Here is a 14,277-nt window from a genome sequence, read left to right as displayed (position 1 = left end):
CCGCTCACCCCTTCAGTCCGGAGCTGGCCATGCCCTCCACCAGGAACCGCTGGAAGGCGAGGAAGAACAGCACGATCGGCAGCAGCGCGATCACCGACATCGCGAACATCGGCCCGAACGCCGACTGGCTGGAGGCGTCCACGAACGACCGCAGCGCAAGGGTGAGCGTGAACTTGTCGGGGTCGAAGAGGTAGATCAGCTGGGTGAAGAAGTCGTTCCACGTCCAGATGAACGTGAAGATCGCCGTGGTGATCAGCGCGGGACGGGTGAGCGGCAGGATCACCTGGAAGAAGCTGCGGAACGGCCCGCAGCCGTCGATGCGCGCCGCCTCCTCCAGCTCCCTCGGCAGTGCGCGCATGAACTGCACGATCAGGAAGACGAAGAACGCCTCGGTGGCGAGGAACTTCGGCAGGATCAGCGGCCAGTAGGTGTTCACCATGCCCAGCTTGTTGAAGATGATGTACTGCGGGATCAGCACCGCATGGTGCGGCAGCATGATCGTCGCGATCATGAAGGCGAACATCGGGCCGCGGAAACGGAAACGCAGCCGGGCGAAGGCATAGGCCGCAAGGGAGCAGCTGACGACGTTGCCGACGACCGCACCGCCCGCGATCAGCAGCGAGTTGCCGAGCAGCCGCCAGATCGACACGTCGTTCACACCGTCCAGGGCGGTCTTGTAGTTCGACCACTCCAGATGGCTGGGCAGCAGGTTGAGACTCGCGATGACCTCGTCGGCCGGTTTGAGAGACGTGGCGAGCAGCCACGCCAGCGGGTAGAGCATGACCAGCAGTGCGCCCAGACAGCCGAGGTGCACGGCGATGCGGCCCCAGCGAACGGGCCTTCGGGCTACGGCAGTTGTGGTCATCGGTCCCCCTCGGAGGCGTAGAAGACCCAGGAGCGCGAGGTGCGGAACAGCACCGCGGTGACGGCGCCGATGACGAGCAGCAGCACCCAGGCCATGGCGGAGGCGTAGCCCATGTGCGAGGCGACGAAGCCGCGGTCGTAGAGGTAGAGGGTGTAGACGAGGGTCGAGTCCGCGGGACCGCCCTTGCCGCCGCTGACCGCGAAGGCCGGGGTGAACACCTGGAACGCCTGGATGGTCTGCAGCACCAGGTTGAAGAAGAGCACCGGGGACAGCATCGGCACGGTGACGGCCCGGAACTGCCGCCACCTGCCCGCCCCGTCCACGGCCGCGGCCTCGTACAGCTCGGCCGGTATCTGCTGCAGCCCGGCCAGGAAGATGACCATCGGCGCACCGAACTGCCACACCGTCAGCAGCGCCACGGCGAGCAGTGCCCAGCCGGGTTTGTTGACCCAGCCGCCGGTGCCGAGGAGGTGGTCCACGGTGCCGCCGTCGTTGAAGACCGCACGCCAGACGAGGGCGATGGACATGGACGCGCCGAGCAGCGAGGGGGCGTAGAAGGCGGAGCGGTAGAAGCCCTTGCCGCGCTTCATGGTCTTGAGGGCTAGCGCTACCACGAGGGCGAGCGCCAGTTGCAGGGGCACCGCGATCACGACGTACGTCAGGGTCGTCACGACGGAACGCCAGTACCGCGGGTCCTCGGTGAACATCTGTGTGTAGTTGCGCAGGCCCACCCAGTGCGGCGGGTTGAACAGGTCGTAGTCGGTGAAGGAGAGATACAGCGACACGGCCATCGGCAGCAGCGTGAGGACGCAGGCGCCGAGCACCCACGGGGACAGGAACACCCAGGCGGCACCCTCGCGTTCACGCTTGGGGCGGCGCCCGGCGGCGGGTGCGGGCCGGGGCGGGCGTGCGGTGGGTGCGGGGATGTCGGTGGTGGTCATGACCTCAGCTCCGCCTTCGCCTCGGTGACATAGTTCTCGGCCGCCCGGCGCGGCGACATGCGCTCGTACGACACCTGGTCGTAGTCGCGCTGGAAGGTGGTCTGCAGGGCGTTGTCGCCCGAGGGCGGAGCCTGCGGCGGGTCCTTGAGGGAGCCCTCCAGGGAGGACTGGAAGTCGGCGACCGTCTTGTCGAAGTCCTTGAGCTGGGAGGCGGTCTGCTTGCGGACGGTCTCGTTGACGGGGATGCCGCGGGTGGCTCCGAGGATCTTCGCCGCCTGCGGGTCGTTGAGGAGGAAGTCGACGAGTGCGGCGGCCTCCTTGCGGTGGCCGGTGTGGGCTCCTATGCCGAGGAACATGGACGGCTTGAAGTACTGGCCGGGTGTGCCGTCCTCGCCGGACGGCATCGGTGCGAGCGCGACGCCGCCCTTGACGAGGGCGAGGTAGCCGCTGGACGGGGCGTCCCAGTTGAAGTCGGCGGTGGCCTTGCCGCGGCCGAGCGGGGTGTTCTCGACGGAGCCGTCGAGCTGCGTGGTCTGTTCGGCCGGGGAGACGGCGCCCTCCCGGCGGAGCCGGTCGGTGAAGGTCCACCAGCGGGCGAGGTCGTCGGCCGTGAAGCCGAGGCCACCGCCCCTGGTGTAGAGGGCCTTGCCCTGGCCGCGCAGCCACACCTCGAAGGCGTCCTCGCTCTGGCCCGGGTCGGTGGCACCGGGCCTGCCGGTCTTTCTGGCCAACTCCCGTACGTCGTCGGCCCATTGGCTCCAGGTCCAGCCCTTGCGCGGGAGGGGCACCCCGGACGCCTTCCAGGCCTTCACGTCGTAGACGACGGTCTCGGTGCCGCGGCCCTGCGGCACGGCGTACTGGGTGCCGTTCACCCGGCCGGTGGCCAGCAGACCAGGGTCGATCTCGGCGGTGCGCAGGACGTCCTTGACCTTGCCGAGGTCGAGCAGGACGTGTCCGGAGGCGTACTGGTCGATCTGGCGGTAGTCGAGCTGCATCACATCGGGTGCGTCGCCGCCGGTGGCCTGAATGGCGAGCTTCTGCTTGTAGGCGTCGTAGCCGGAGAACGACGTCTGCACCCGCACGTTCGGATGCTGTTTCTCGAACAGGGCGACGGCCTGTTCGGTGCGTGCCGCGCGGTCGGGGTTGCCCCACCAGGTGTAGCGCAGCACGACCTTGCCGCCGCCGGCCGACTCCCCGGATCCCCCGCAGCCGGCCAGCACCGCACTGAGCACGAGTGCGGCGGCCGCTGCGCAGAACCCCTTTGTCCTGTGTCCGGGCATGCCGAGGTCACCTCATTTCCTCACAGCTGCTTGCTCTCAAGACCGGTCGGTCACCACGCCAGACCAGCCAGGTGGCCGGCGACCCGGTCGCGGTCCCAGGCGCCGTCGGCGATGACAAGGCGATAGCGGTAGGCGAAGGACTCGCCGGGCGGCAGCTCGAACTCCTCGAAGAACGCCCAGGAGAACGCGACCGTGGGGATCGGTTCCGAGCGCACGAACCAGTGCGAGTCATGGATCGCCGACTGCCCGTCGAGGTTCTCGGGCGCGTGGGCGAAGACGAGCGTGGAGTGCGCGTCGACGTCGTCGTGCTCGGCGGTGAAAGCCAGCCAGGGGCCCTGGGTGCCCATCAGCTTGCCCGCGTCCGATCCCGCTCCTCCGTCGAGGTCGGCGCCGAAGGCGGTACCGCCGGTGAAGTCGCGGGGGCCGCGCCACTGCAGTCCGGTGTAGCCGGCCATCTCACGGCCCTCGGTGGTGGGCGAGCCGAAGGCCAGGGGCTCGTCGCGGAGGTTGGTGAGGTGGATCGACCAGTCCAGGGTCCAGGCCCCGGCCTCCTGGTCGACGGAATGGACGGTGAGCCCGCGCTCCTCTCGCGCCCACTCGGCGCCGCCGTTCTCCACCCAGGTGAGGGCCTCGGTGAAGGCGAGCCGGTCGTCCTCGACCGTGAACGCGGGGAAGCCGTCGTGGCGCATCGAGCCGATGCGGTCGGGCAGTGGCAGATAACCTCGGCCGTGGACATAGCAGTTGCCGCCCCAGAAGTTCTGCCCGGACAGATGACTCGCCGTCATCTGCAGGCCCTTGTGCCAGCGGTGGTCGCTGGGGCGGTAGCCGGTCACGGTGCGTCCGGCGAGGGTGCGCACCGGGTGCGCGTAGGGCTTGCGCGCCTCGAAGGCATCGGGGTCGGGGCGGTAGACGTAGCGGAGGATCTCGGTGCCGTCCGGCGCCGCGACCGCGATGTGGTCGCCGTACGCGTGGCTGACGCGAATGCTCATGCGCACTCCTCTGGGCGCAGTGTGGGGGTCGCCATGCCTGGCCTGGTTGCAGAAAGCGCTTGCGCCCGAAGGTGACCTTAGGTGCGAGGGAATGTCAGGACAACCCCCGTGCAGCGATGGGCGTTTACGCGAGCCACCACCCCCGCGGTGATCGACTCGTTCAACACTCCATCCCTCCCGGGATTGGTATGGACCTGCCATCGATCCCCCGCTAGGCTCTGCCACGCATGAAGTGAGAGCGCTCTCAACGTTCTGCTGTTCCACCCCCACCCTGCTGGAACAACGAAGGGGCCACTCCCTTGAGACGCACAACAGCCATGCGCACCGCACTGTCCGCACTTCTCCTGCTCGGCAGCTGGGCCACCGCGAATGCCGTGCCGGCCTCCGCCGCCGACTCCCCCTCACCCTCCCCCGAACCACCGGCCTCCGCCTCCCTCCTCACCGCCATGCAGTACGACCTGGGCCTGACGAAGAGTCAGGCCGCAGCGCGTCTGGCCGCCGAGAAGAGGGCGGGGGCCGTGGAACGGGACGCGAAGCGTGCCGCCGGGTCGTCGTACGGCGGCTCCTGGTTCGACGCCGGAAGCGGCAAGCTGACCGTCGCCGTCACCCGTGGCGCGAACACCGAGGCCGTGCGCGCGACCGGCGCGACCGTACGCCTCGTGCAGCACAGCGCTCGGCAACTGGACGCGGCGAAGAAACGCATCGACGCGCTCTCCGCGCCCGCAGGCATCGGAAGTTGGTACGTCGACGCCAAGACCAACAAGGTCGTCGTGGACGTCATCGCCGCACACCGTCGTGACAACGATGTCCGCGCCTTCCTGGCCCGGGCCCGCCAGGCCGGCCCGGTCACCGTGCGGCAGACCGTCGACGCGCCGCAGACCTTCGCCGCCGGCACCGTGGGCGGCGACCCGTACTACACCGGCAACGTCCGCTGCTCCATAGGCTTTTCGGTGTACGGCGGCTTCGTCACCGCCGGGCACTGCGACCAGCACACGGGCGCGGTGTACGGCTGGGACGGCTCCTACGTCGGCAACTTCCAGGGCTCGTCGTTCCCGGACAACGACTACGCCTGGGTGAACGTGGGCAGCGGCTGGTGGACCGTGCCGGTGGTACTCGGCTGGGGCACGGTCTCCGACCAGCTCGTGCGCGGTTCGGCCGAAGCCCCCGTCGGTGCGTCCATCTGCCGCTCCGGCTCCACCTCGCACTGGCACTGCGGCACCGTCCTGGCCAAGAACGAGACGGTCAACTACAGCCAGGGCGCCGTCCATGAACTGACGAAGACGAGCGTCTGCGCCGAGCCCGGCGACTCCGGCGGCTCCTTCATCAGCGGCGACCAGGCACAGGGCGTCACCTCCGGCGGCTGGGGCAACTGCAGCTCCGGAGGCGAGACCTGGTACCAGCCGGTCAACGAGATCCTCAACCGGTACGGGCTGACCTTGCAGACCGCCTGAGTCTGCGCCGGTGTGGCTGAGCGGGCTCCGCCGGGGACCAGCCGGCGGAGCCCGCCCCGCCTGGTGACCCGTCTACGTCGAGGTAACGCAGTCTCGGTCAGGCCTGAGCTCGCCGCCACCGCCACGGTCTGATCCCTGCAACCGGCTCAGTCCACGCTGCCGAGACGGCGGGCTCCGCCGGGCACCAGCCGACGCAGCCCGCACGGGCGTCGGGCAACTGCGAGGGCTTACCGCAACACGGCGATAACACTCTGCGCCCAAGCGGCGAATGTGCGGGGCGCTCGGTGGAGAACCTGCTCAACGGAGGGGCTGATACGCCGCGCGGCGGTCTGGACTCGCCGCCACCGCCACGGTCTGATCCCTGCAACCGCCTCAGTCCACGCTGCCGAGACAGCGGGCTCCGCCAGGCACCAGCCGACGCAGCCCGCACGGGCGTCGGGCAACTGCGAGGGCTTACCGCAACACGGCGATATCACTCTGCGCCCAGGCGGCGAATGTGCGGGGCGCTCGGTGGAGGACCTGCCCGCCGACCCGATGCGCTGTCGGCAAGCCTGTGCGCGCCGACACCGCTGAGTCCACGCACCGAGGCCGAGCGGGCTTCACCCGCATCAACCGACGCAGCCCGCACATGCCTTGGGCAGCCGTGAGGGCTTACCGGAACGCGGCGATATGACGCTGCGCCCAGGCGGCGAATGTGCGGGGTGCGCGGTGGAGGACCTGCTCGACGTCGGGGCTGATGCGCTGCTCGGCAGGTGTGGGGTTGCCGAGGATGTCGAGCGTGGTGTCGACCACGGGCTCGGGCAGGAACTGCAGCATCTGTGCGCGGGCCTCCTCGCGGGTCTGCTCGACGAAGCGCACCGGTTCACCGAGGGCTTCGCCGATCGCCTCGGCCCGCTGGCGGGGCGTGGTGAGGGCGGGGCCGGTCAGCTCGTAGGTCTGTCCGGCGTGGCGGTCCTCGCGGAGGGCCGTGGCGGCCACCTCGGCTATGTCGTCCGGGTCGATGGTGGGCAGGCCGATGTCGGCGAAGGGCGCGGCGATCGCTCGTCGGGTGCGCACGGACTCGGCCCAGGCGTAGGTGTTGTAGTTGAAGCCGCCGGGCCGCAGGATCGTCCAGTTCAGGCCCGACTGCCGGACGGCGTCCTCGATGGCGCGTGCGACGCCCCCGTGCGAGGCCGACTCCGGCCGGGTCGCGACCCCTTGGGAGGAGAGCAGCACGACTCGTTCGATCCCGGCGGTCTTGGCCACATCGAGGATGTCCCGCGGACTGAGCAGGTGCGCGCTGGGGCCGCCGTTCTGCAGGAACAGCGCCTCGGCGCCGTCGAAGACCGGCCGGAGGCTCTCCGGATCGGTCAGGTCCGCCTGTCGGTGCCGGACGCCGTGCGGCGCGTCCGCGGCCGATACGGCCCGGGATGTCGCGGTCACCCGCGCGCCGCCGGCTGCGAGGGTCTGCACGAGCGATCGGCCGACGTTGCCAGTCGCTCCCGTCACTACGATCACGGTCAACTCCCCTTGTGGTTCGGTGTGTTGTCGATGCCCTGGTCGGGCGTGAACGCCGCGGAGTGCTGTTTCCCGGGCGCCTCACGGACGCTAACACCGCCGATATAGTAGGTACCTAGGGGAAAGTGGCTATCCCGGAGGGATGCGCATGGCGGTCAAGGGCATGCAGGCGGCAACTGCCGGGACGGATCCGGAAGTTGCCTGTCCGATCGGTCCGGTCGTGGACATCGTGTTCAGCCGGTGGACCACCCCGATCCTGTGGAGCCTGCACACACACGGCCGGCAGCGGTTCGTCGAGCTGGAGCGGCGCATCGCGAGGATCACGCCGAAGGTGCTGACCCAGCGGCTGAGGCAACTGGAACGCGACGGTCTCGTCGTGCGCACCTACCACCCGGAGGTCCCGCCCCGGGTCGAGTACGAGATCAGCGAACTCGGCCGCAGTCTCGCCCCGCTGTTCGCGCATCTCGCCGAATGGTCCGCCGACAACCTCGAGAAGGTCGAACAGTCCCGGCGGGAGTACGACGCCGACTCGGCCTGAGGGGCTGTCCGTCCCGCAGGGTCCGTCAGCGCTCCTGCGGTGAGCGCGGAGCCCGCTTCCTCGGTGCGGGGGCGGCGCCCGAGGCGGTCGCCTTGAGGAGGCGGCGGAAGGTGGGGCACTCCATATGGCTCGGGGCGGGACAGGCCGCGGCATGCCGCAAGGAGTCGCGCAGGACGCCCAGTTCGCGGATGGCGCGGTCCAGCTCCTCCGCCTTGGCCGCAAGCACCTGGCGGTCGATGTGCGGCTGTCCGTCCGGCGCGAACATGCGCGCGATCTCGTCGAGTGAGAAGCCGGCGGTGCGCCCCATCGCGATCAGCGCCAGGCGCTCCAGTACCGCGGGGTCGTACTGACGGCGCAGACCCCGCCGGCCACTCGCGGCGATCAGCCCCTTTTCCTCGTAGAACCGCAGGGTGGAGGTGGGAACTCCGGCGCGCTGCACCACCTCGGCGATGTCCAGCTCTGTCATCCTCTTTACCTCAAGTCGACTTGAAGTGGCACGGTGTCACCTCGATCGGACGAAGGCAAGTGGAGGAGGCGTTGATGGACGTCAGGCGCGGGACCGGTGACGATCAGGCAGCCCGTTGGAAGGGGCCCGGCGGCAATGCCTGGGTCGAGTTGCAGACGGTGCTGGACGAGATGTTCAAGCCCTTCGAGGACCTGCTCGTCGATGCAGTGGCCGCGGGATCCGCGCATCGGGTGCTCGATGTCGGCTGCGGCACCGGGGGTGTCACGCTGGCCGTCGCGCGGCGGCTCGGTGCGGCGGGCCGCAGTGTGGGCGTCGACATCTCCGAACCGGTGATCGCCGCCGCACGGGCGCGCGCCGAACGGGAGGGCACACCGGCGACCTTCGTCCTCGGCGACGCCCAGGACCACGCCTTTGAGCCCGCCGCCTTCGACGCCGTCATCTCACGCTTCGGTGTCATGTTCTTCAAGGACTCGGTGCGGGCGTTCGCGAACCTCCGGCGTGCGTCGGCGGACGGGGCCCTGCTGCGGTTCATCGCCTGGCGCGGCCCTGCGGAGAACCCGTTCATGACGACGGCCGAACGCGCGGCGGCACCGCTGCTGCCGGACCTGCCCGTCCGCCGCCCGGACGAGCCGGGCCAGTTCGCCTTCGCGGACCCGGACCGCGTCCGCCGCATCCTGGCGCAGAGCGGCTGGAGGGAGATCGACATCCGGCCGATCGACGTGTCCTGTGCCCTGCCCGAGAGCGAGTTGGTCCACTACCTCACCCGGCTCGGCCCGGTCGGTCTGGCTCTCGGCAGGGTCGACGAGCAGACCCGCACCCGCGTCATCGACACGGTCCGCGCCGCGTTCGACCCCTTCGTGCAGGGCACGCAGGTCCGTTTCACCGCCGCGTGCTGGCTGGTGGAAGCCCGCGCGTCGACCACCCGCTGACCCGGGTCGAGGGTTGCGCAGCCGCGAAACTTTCGCGTATCCGGCAGCCCGTTGCCGGGCCCGGGTGACTGGCGCATAGTGAGGACTCCGTGCGACGGGGTGAAGGAACGCGATGCAGCCGAAGAAAGCCCTGGTGGTCCGAGGCGGATGGGAGGGGCACCGGCCGGTCCAGGCCACCGAGTTGTTCCTGCCCTTCCTCGAAGGCAGCGGTTTCACCGTCCGGGTCGAGGAGTCGACCGAGGTCTACGCCGATGCGGCCGAGATGGCCAGCACCGACCTGGTGGTGCAGTGCGTCTCGATGTCGGAGATCAGCGCCGAGCAGGTGTCGGGACTGAGCGCGGCGGTCGCGGCCGGCACCGGTTTCACCGGCTGGCACGGCGGAATCGCCGACTCCTTCCGCGCCTCCTCCGACTACCTCCAGCTGGTCGGAGGCCAGTTCGCGTGCCACCCCGGCAAGGAGCCGTGCGAGCGTCGGGGCGAGGCGGCGGACAACTTCCTGCCGCACACCATCGACATCACCGAGCTCGGCCGCAAGCACCCCGTCACCGAGGGGCTCGACGACTTCGAGCTGTGCACCGAGCAGTACTGGGTGCTCCACGACGACCTGATCGACGTCCTGGCCACCACCACACACCCCGCCCGCTCCTGGCAGCCCTGGCAGCGGCCCGTCATCTCACCGGCGATCTGGACCCGGCAGTGGGGCGCCGGGCGGATCGTGGTGACGACACCGGGGCACAGCCTGGACGTACTGGAGAACCCGAACGTCCGCACCGTCATCGAGAGGGGCATGCTGTGGGCGACGCGCACCGCATCGGCGTCGTAGGTCTCGGCGTCATCTCCCGCGCGTATCTGGACACGCTCGTAGGCCATCGAGCCGTACGCGTCACCGCGGTCGCCGACCTCGACGCCGCGCGGTCGGCCGCAGTCGCCGCCGAGCTGCCCGACGCCCGGGCGCTGACCGTCGAGGAGTTGCTGAGCAGCCCGGACGTGGACACGGTGCTGAATCTGACCGTCCCCGCCGCCCACGCCGAGATAGCCCTGGGCGCCATCGCCCACGGGAAGAACGTCTACGGGGAGAAGCCACTGGCCGCCACCCTCGCCGACGCCCAGGCCGTCATGGAAGCCGCCGAGCGGGCGGGAGTCGGTGTGGGATGCGCGCCGGACACCGTCCTGGGCACCGGAGTCCAGACGGCACGGGCGGTCCTGGAGGCGGGGAGCATCGGGCGGCCCCAGTTCGCCTCGGCCGTCATGGTCACCCCGGGACACGAGCGCTGGCATCCCCACCCCGACTTCTACTACACCGCCGGGGGCGGCCCCCTGCTCGACATGGGTCCGTACTACCTCGCGTCGCTGGTTCAGCTGCTGGGTCCGGTGCGTGCCGTGATCGGGGCGGTCGGCCGGCTGCGCACCGAGCGGGTGATCGGTTCCGGCCCGCGTGCGGGCGAACGGATTCCGGTCGAGGTGGACAGTCATGTCTCCGGTGTGCTCGAGCACGCGGGCGGTGCCCTGACCACGATCACGACGAGCTTCGACGGCGTGGCCACCACGGCCGCCCCGATCGAGGTCCACGGCGAGACGGGCACGCTCACGGTGCCGGATCCCAACCACTTCGACGGCGAGGTGCGGCTCTTCGAACTCGGCGGCACCCAGTGGCGCACGCTCCCGCCGTCGGCGGGTTACGTCGACGGCGCACGCGGCCTCGGTCTGCTCGACTTCCTCACCGCCGACGGGCGGCGGGCGCCTCGGGCGAGCGGGGATCTCGCCCTGCATGTGCTGGAGACGATGACCGCCCTGCTCCGCTCGTCGCACGAGGGACGCCGCATCGAGCTGACGACGTCGGCACTGCCACCGGACCTGGTTCCCCTCACGGCCGCCGAGAGGTGGAGCAAACCGGCGGCGGACCGGACCGCCGCACGGTGAAACCCGCACCGGCCCCGCTCGTCAGGCAGCTTCGGAAGCCAGGTCCCTGCCACCTGGCTCCGCGTCGGCGACGAGCTCGGCGAGGGCCGGCTTACGGATCAGGAGCAGCGCCGCGTCGTCGTGGAGACGCCCGCCGACATGGGCCAGCAGTTCGTCGTGGAGCGCGCCGAGGGTGCGGGCCGGGTCGTCGGACACATGGCGGGCCAGCCCCTCGTCGAGCGGATAGAACGCACGGCCGCGGTCGCGGGCCTCGGTGACGCCGTCGGTGTAGAGCAGCAGCTGGTCCCTTTCGGCGAAGGGCAGCACCTGGAGCCGAGGGGTGTGATCGGCGAGCGCGCGCAGTCCGAGGGGCGGGGCCGGGTGCGTGGACTCCACGGCCGTGACGCTGCCGTCCCCGCGTACCAGCAGTGGGGGCGCGTGTCCGCAGTTCACCACCTCGAGCTGCCCGGGCCTCGGGTATCCGGCGACGACGGCGGTGACGAAGTCGTCGCTGCCGAGGTTGCGGGCGAGGCTCCGCTCGATCCTGTCGACGACGGCCAGGAGGTCGGGCTCGTCGTAGGCGGCTTCCCGGAAGATCCCGAGGACCAGCGCGGCGGTTCCGACGGCCGGCAGCCCCTTGCCCCGCACGTCGCCGACGATCAGCCGTACCCCGAACGGGGTGGGGATCAACGCGTAGAGATCGCCGCCGATCCGTGCCTCGGCCGCGGCGGCGCTGTAGCGGACGGCCACCTGAAAGGGGCCGACGGTCGCGGGGACGGGCGTGAGCAGCGCATGCTGGGCGGTCTCGGCGACCGAGCGGACGGCGGCGAGCACGCGTTCACGGCGTCCGCGCAGCGCGCTGGCCAGACCGCTGGCCAGGGTGACGGCCGCAAGAGCGGACAGTACGGCCACCAGCTCGCTGCCAGGGACACCGTTGCGGGTGCCGAGCACACCCCCCAGCGCCGCGGCGAGCAGGCCGACGCACAGCACCCCGCGGGGGCCGTTGGTGGTGGCGGCCAGTGCGGGCCCGGCCGCGAGCATCGGCAGCCAGGTGATCCCCGCTCCGCCGGCCAGGTCGGCGAGCACGATCACGGAGACGATCAGCACGGGCAGGACGGGTGCCCCCGCGGCCAGCTGCGCGACCGCGCGTCTGAGCGACCGTATGGGCCAGTGTCCGCCGCCATGGTCTCGGGCCTGACTCATCGTGTGTCTGCAGTCCTCATCTGTGTGGGGCACGCCGGTCCCGGAGCCCTCCATAGAAATGTCTGTTTCATCCAGGAAACGGGGTGGGCCGGACCGTCACAAGCAGAGGTTTTTCAGATAGTGAGCGACAGGCTCCTCGTCACCCGGTCCGCCGTCGGGAGCAGTCGTGCCCGGATCGCCGGCAGCCGGGAGAGCCGCTCCGCCGGCATCGAGACGCCGAGCGAGCCGAGTGTGTCGCCGCTGTAGACGGGGACGGCCACGCAGACCGTGCCGAGGGTGTACTCCTCCAGGTCCGTGACCGCCGGGGCCACGGGTGAGGCATCCAGCCTTCGCAGCAGCTCCGGCCTGCTGGTGATCGTCCGCGGGGTGAGGTCGGCCAGGTGGTGCCGGGACAGGTAGTCCTTGCGGGCCTCGTCGTCCAGCTCCCGCAGCACCGATTTGCCCAGCGCGGTGGCGTGCCCAGCGTCCTCGAACCCGACCCACAGGTCGACGCGCGGTGCCCGGGCGCTGTCGACGATCTCGGCGACGCGGATCTCGCCGTCCTCGTAGAAGGTGAGGTAGGCAGCGGTGGCGAACTCGTCCCGCAGTGCGGCGAGCGTGGGGCGCACCCGGCTGAGCAGTGCCTGTCCACGGCCCGTGGTCTGCAGCGTCTGCAGTCTGTCGCCGAGCACGAACCCGCCGTCGCCCAGCTTGCGCAGGTATCCGTCGTGGACCAGCGTCCGCAGCAGGTGATAGGCGGTGGCCAGGGGCAGCCCCGTCTCCCGTGCCAGCTGTTTCGCCGGCGCGCCGTTCTCGTGCGCGCTCGCCGCCTCCAGCAGCCGGAAGGCCCGCTGGACGGAAGTGATCAGCGTCGGGCCGTCGTGCTCACCCATGTGACCAGCGTGCGTCAGGCGCACAGGGCGCGCAACAACTCGCCCGGTGTCCGGCCAAGTTGGATATCCGGGTAAGTCGCGTTCACTCACAGGGCGTATTTCCCGGCCATCGACCAGGGTAGTGAGTCATTCCTCGAATTCGGCGCGCCGCCGGATGGTCCGGGGATATTTCTTATTAACCTCCACAACTGCACGAAGTCGATCTATCGCAGGTCGCATCCACTTCACTCCACCGGAGATGACATGCACCAGCTTCGCAAGGCTGCCGTCCTGGTCGCCGCCGTCAGCGTCGGACTCCTGGGTGCCGGCACCGCTCAGGCCCACGACGGCGGCGGCAAGGGCGGCGGCACCACCGTCCTGCAGAGCACCACCTGCAGGTCACACGACCTGAACCTGGACATCCTCGGCCAGGTCGGACTGCTCAACGGTCTGCTGGGCGGCGCCCTGAACGGCGAGGGCAACGAGGGCGCACAGTCGACCTCGCTGGGCTCGTCCATGGGCTGCAACAACAGCGTCGGCGGAAAGTAACACAAAAGCTCACCCCGGTGCCCCGGCCGCAAGCCGGGGCACCGGGGTTTTCGCATGCACGGAAAAGCGGCCGTCCGCCGGTATCACGGAAAGCCGAAATGCCGGATCGGGACCCGTCGCCGTCCGGCATTCGTGAATATGGATGATTCATTTCTCTCCCCTTGATGGAGTTCTTTCCATCAAGGGTCCCCGGGAGACGGAACGTGTGCTTGTCCCCGAACCCGATCGAGGCCCGGGTGCGGTCGCCGTCGACCGGCGTGCACCGAGGGCCTCGGAGGTGGCGGAAACGGCGAAAGCCCGGGCGCGCACCCTGATGGGTCTCTACGCGTCCGGGCTGCCTTTGCCGCTCTGACAGATGTGGGCCGACCGGGGCGCGGGCTACGGAGCCGCTCGCCCCCTTGGCGCCGGGCTACTTGTCGCTCGCATCCTTGGAGACCGGGGCGACGAACGCATCGATGAACCGGTTGAGATCCAACTCCGGCACCGTGTATCTGGGTGCCGGCTCCGGCGCCGCCTTCCTGGAACTCACCGCCGGCGCAAAGTGCCACGGCGGGGTGACTTCGGTGGCCTGCCGCGGCCCGTCGGCGTCGTCGGCGAAGCCGACACCGACACCGAGAACGGACAGCCCCGCCACCGCTACGGCTACGACCGCAGCGCGCTGAAACCTGCGCATGGTTGACCCTTTCTCACCTGGGCGCAAAGCCCTGGATTGACTACTTAGTGTGAGCATATACATGCACTAAGTAGTAATTTGGGATCTTGGGCACGTCCAATACTCCATTTCGGCCCGCAGCGCATCCCCAGGAGTCCGGCGTCACT

The 14,277-nt window shown here is 69.9% G+C and carries 15 protein-coding genes; 6 read left to right on the top strand and 9 right to left on the bottom strand.

What is annotated here, in order from left to right; genetic code table 11:
* Positions 1-4: 4 nt before the first annotated feature.
* Genes ACIBW9_RS09990 through ACIBW9_RS09975 form a run of 4 tightly spaced genes read right to left on the bottom strand, consistent with a single transcriptional unit; the run spans position 5 to position 4,075 of the window.
* Positions 5-865 carry a carbohydrate ABC transporter permease gene (locus tag ACIBW9_RS09990; RefSeq protein WP_398953126.1) on the bottom strand — a complete coding sequence of 287 codons (861 nt, stop codon included), beginning with the start codon at positions 863-865 and terminating at the stop codon, positions 5-7.
* Positions 862-1,806, bottom strand: a complete 945-nt coding sequence (locus tag ACIBW9_RS09985) for a carbohydrate ABC transporter permease (RefSeq protein WP_398953124.1) — start codon at positions 1,804-1,806, stop codon at positions 862-864. The genes ACIBW9_RS09990 and ACIBW9_RS09985 overlap by 4 nt, the downstream gene beginning before the upstream one ends.
* Positions 1,803-3,086 (bottom strand): ABC transporter substrate-binding protein, encoded by a 1,284-nt coding sequence (locus ACIBW9_RS09980; protein ID WP_398953122.1) that lies wholly within the window; start codon positions 3,084-3,086, stop codon positions 1,803-1,805. Before ACIBW9_RS09980 ends, ACIBW9_RS09985 begins: the two co-directional genes overlap by 4 nt.
* A 50-nt stretch (positions 3,087-3,136) precedes the next feature.
* Positions 3,137-4,075, bottom strand: a complete 939-nt coding sequence (locus tag ACIBW9_RS09975; protein ID WP_398953120.1) for a PmoA family protein — start codon at positions 4,073-4,075, stop codon at positions 3,137-3,139.
* Positions 4,076-4,392: 317 nt separating this feature from the next.
* Between ACIBW9_RS09975 and ACIBW9_RS09970 the strand changes: the two genes are divergently transcribed.
* Positions 4,393-5,526: a S1 family peptidase gene (locus tag ACIBW9_RS09970; protein ID WP_398953962.1), complete on the top strand. Its 1,134-nt coding sequence runs from the start codon at positions 4,393-4,395 to the stop codon at positions 5,524-5,526.
* 651 nt (positions 5,527-6,177) lie between these two features.
* Here the strand turns inward: ACIBW9_RS09970 and ACIBW9_RS09965 are convergent.
* Entirely contained in the window at positions 6,178-7,023 is an 846-nt protein-coding gene (locus ACIBW9_RS09965; RefSeq protein WP_398953118.1) for an NAD(P)H-binding protein, read from the bottom strand.
* 148 nt (positions 7,024-7,171) lie between these two features.
* Here ACIBW9_RS09965 and ACIBW9_RS09960 point away from each other — a divergent pair, with 148 nt between their 5' ends.
* Positions 7,172-7,561, top strand: coding sequence for a winged helix-turn-helix transcriptional regulator (locus tag ACIBW9_RS09960; RefSeq protein WP_398953961.1), 390 nt, complete (start codon positions 7,172-7,174; stop codon positions 7,559-7,561).
* 25 nt (positions 7,562-7,586) lie between these two features.
* On the opposite strand, the gene ACIBW9_RS09955 is transcribed toward ACIBW9_RS09960, so the two are convergent.
* Complete coding sequence (locus tag ACIBW9_RS09955) at positions 7,587-8,027, bottom strand: helix-turn-helix domain-containing protein (RefSeq protein ID WP_398953116.1); 441 nt, start codon at positions 8,025-8,027, stop codon at positions 7,587-7,589.
* Positions 8,028-8,101: 74 nt separating this feature from the next.
* Here ACIBW9_RS09955 and ACIBW9_RS09950 point away from each other — a divergent pair, with 74 nt between their 5' ends.
* The 3 genes from ACIBW9_RS09950 (at position 8,102) to ACIBW9_RS09940 (ending at position 10,876) form a co-directional block, all read left to right on the top strand.
* On the top strand, positions 8,102-8,956 hold the full coding sequence (locus ACIBW9_RS09950) for a class I SAM-dependent methyltransferase (RefSeq protein ID WP_398953115.1): 855 nt from the start codon (positions 8,102-8,104) through the stop codon (positions 8,954-8,956).
* A 112-nt stretch (positions 8,957-9,068) separates the two neighbouring features.
* On the top strand, positions 9,069-9,779 hold the full coding sequence (locus ACIBW9_RS09945; RefSeq protein WP_398953113.1) for a ThuA domain-containing protein: 711 nt from the start codon (positions 9,069-9,071) through the stop codon (positions 9,777-9,779).
* Positions 9,749-10,876 (top strand): Gfo/Idh/MocA family protein, encoded by a 1,128-nt coding sequence (locus tag ACIBW9_RS09940; protein ID WP_398953111.1) that lies wholly within the window; start codon positions 9,749-9,751, stop codon positions 10,874-10,876. The genes ACIBW9_RS09945 and ACIBW9_RS09940 overlap by 31 nt, the downstream gene beginning before the upstream one ends.
* 21 nt (positions 10,877-10,897) lie before the next feature.
* Here the strand turns inward: ACIBW9_RS09940 and ACIBW9_RS09935 are convergent, their stop codons facing one another.
* Together ACIBW9_RS09935 and ACIBW9_RS09930 are read right to left on the bottom strand one after the other, a co-directional pair.
* Complete coding sequence (locus ACIBW9_RS09935) at positions 10,898-12,058, bottom strand: PP2C family protein-serine/threonine phosphatase (RefSeq protein WP_398953109.1); 1,161 nt, start codon at positions 12,056-12,058, stop codon at positions 10,898-10,900.
* A gap of 113 nt (positions 12,059-12,171) precedes the next feature.
* Entirely contained in the window at positions 12,172-12,930 is a 759-nt protein-coding gene (locus tag ACIBW9_RS09930; RefSeq protein WP_398953107.1) for an IclR family transcriptional regulator, read from the bottom strand.
* A gap of 243 nt (positions 12,931-13,173) precedes the next feature.
* Here ACIBW9_RS09930 and ACIBW9_RS09925 point away from each other — a divergent pair, with 243 nt between their 5' ends.
* Positions 13,174-13,458, top strand: coding sequence for a hypothetical protein (locus tag ACIBW9_RS09925; RefSeq protein WP_351463217.1), 285 nt, complete (start codon positions 13,174-13,176; stop codon positions 13,456-13,458).
* A gap of 409 nt (positions 13,459-13,867) precedes the next feature.
* Here ACIBW9_RS09925 and ACIBW9_RS09920 read toward each other — a convergent pair whose 3' ends face one another.
* Positions 13,868-14,131, bottom strand: coding sequence for a hypothetical protein (locus ACIBW9_RS09920; protein WP_398953105.1), 264 nt, complete (start codon positions 14,129-14,131; stop codon positions 13,868-13,870).
* Positions 14,132-14,277: the final 146 nt, after the last annotated feature.

The sequence above is a fragment of the Streptomyces sp. NPDC049541 genome, assembly GCF_044465725.1.
In the GTDB taxonomy this organism is placed as follows: Bacteria; Actinomycetota; Actinomycetes; order Streptomycetales; family Streptomycetaceae; genus Streptomyces.
This window is presented reverse-complemented; position numbering and strand designations above follow the sequence as displayed.

Excerpts from the sequence above, each read along its gene's own strand:
- ACIBW9_RS09925 (WP_351463217.1), top strand. The coding sequence starts at position 13,174 with ATGCACCAGCTTCGCAAGGCTGCCGTCCTGGTCGCCGCCGTCAGCGTC.
- ACIBW9_RS09980 (WP_398953122.1), bottom strand. The coding sequence starts at position 3,086 with ATGCCCGGACACAGGACAAAGGGGTTCTGCGCAGCGGCCGCCGCACTC.
- ACIBW9_RS09950 (WP_398953115.1), top strand. The coding sequence starts at position 8,102 with ATGGACGTCAGGCGCGGGACCGGTGACGATCAGGCAGCCCGTTGGAAG.
- ACIBW9_RS09990 (WP_398953126.1), bottom strand. The coding sequence starts at position 865 with ATGACCACAACTGCCGTAGCCCGAAGGCCCGTTCGCTGGGGCCGCATC.
- ACIBW9_RS09960 (WP_398953961.1), top strand. The coding sequence starts at position 7,172 with ATGGCGGTCAAGGGCATGCAGGCGGCAACTGCCGGGACGGATCCGGAA.
- ACIBW9_RS09970 (WP_398953962.1), top strand. The coding sequence starts at position 4,393 with ATGCGCACCGCACTGTCCGCACTTCTCCTGCTCGGCAGCTGGGCCACC.
- ACIBW9_RS09955 (WP_398953116.1), bottom strand. The coding sequence starts at position 8,027 with ATGACAGAGCTGGACATCGCCGAGGTGGTGCAGCGCGCCGGAGTTCCC.
- ACIBW9_RS09930 (WP_398953107.1), bottom strand. The coding sequence starts at position 12,930 with ATGGGTGAGCACGACGGCCCGACGCTGATCACTTCCGTCCAGCGGGCC.
- ACIBW9_RS09945 (WP_398953113.1), top strand. The coding sequence starts at position 9,069 with ATGCAGCCGAAGAAAGCCCTGGTGGTCCGAGGCGGATGGGAGGGGCAC.
- ACIBW9_RS09975 (WP_398953120.1), bottom strand. The coding sequence starts at position 4,075 with ATGAGCATTCGCGTCAGCCACGCGTACGGCGACCACATCGCGGTCGCG.
- ACIBW9_RS09920 (WP_398953105.1), bottom strand. The coding sequence starts at position 14,131 with ATGCGCAGGTTTCAGCGCGCTGCGGTCGTAGCCGTAGCGGTGGCGGGG.
- ACIBW9_RS09935 (WP_398953109.1), bottom strand. The coding sequence starts at position 12,058 with ATGAGTCAGGCCCGAGACCATGGCGGCGGACACTGGCCCATACGGTCG.
- ACIBW9_RS09985 (WP_398953124.1), bottom strand. The coding sequence starts at position 1,806 with ATGACCACCACCGACATCCCCGCACCCACCGCACGCCCGCCCCGGCCC.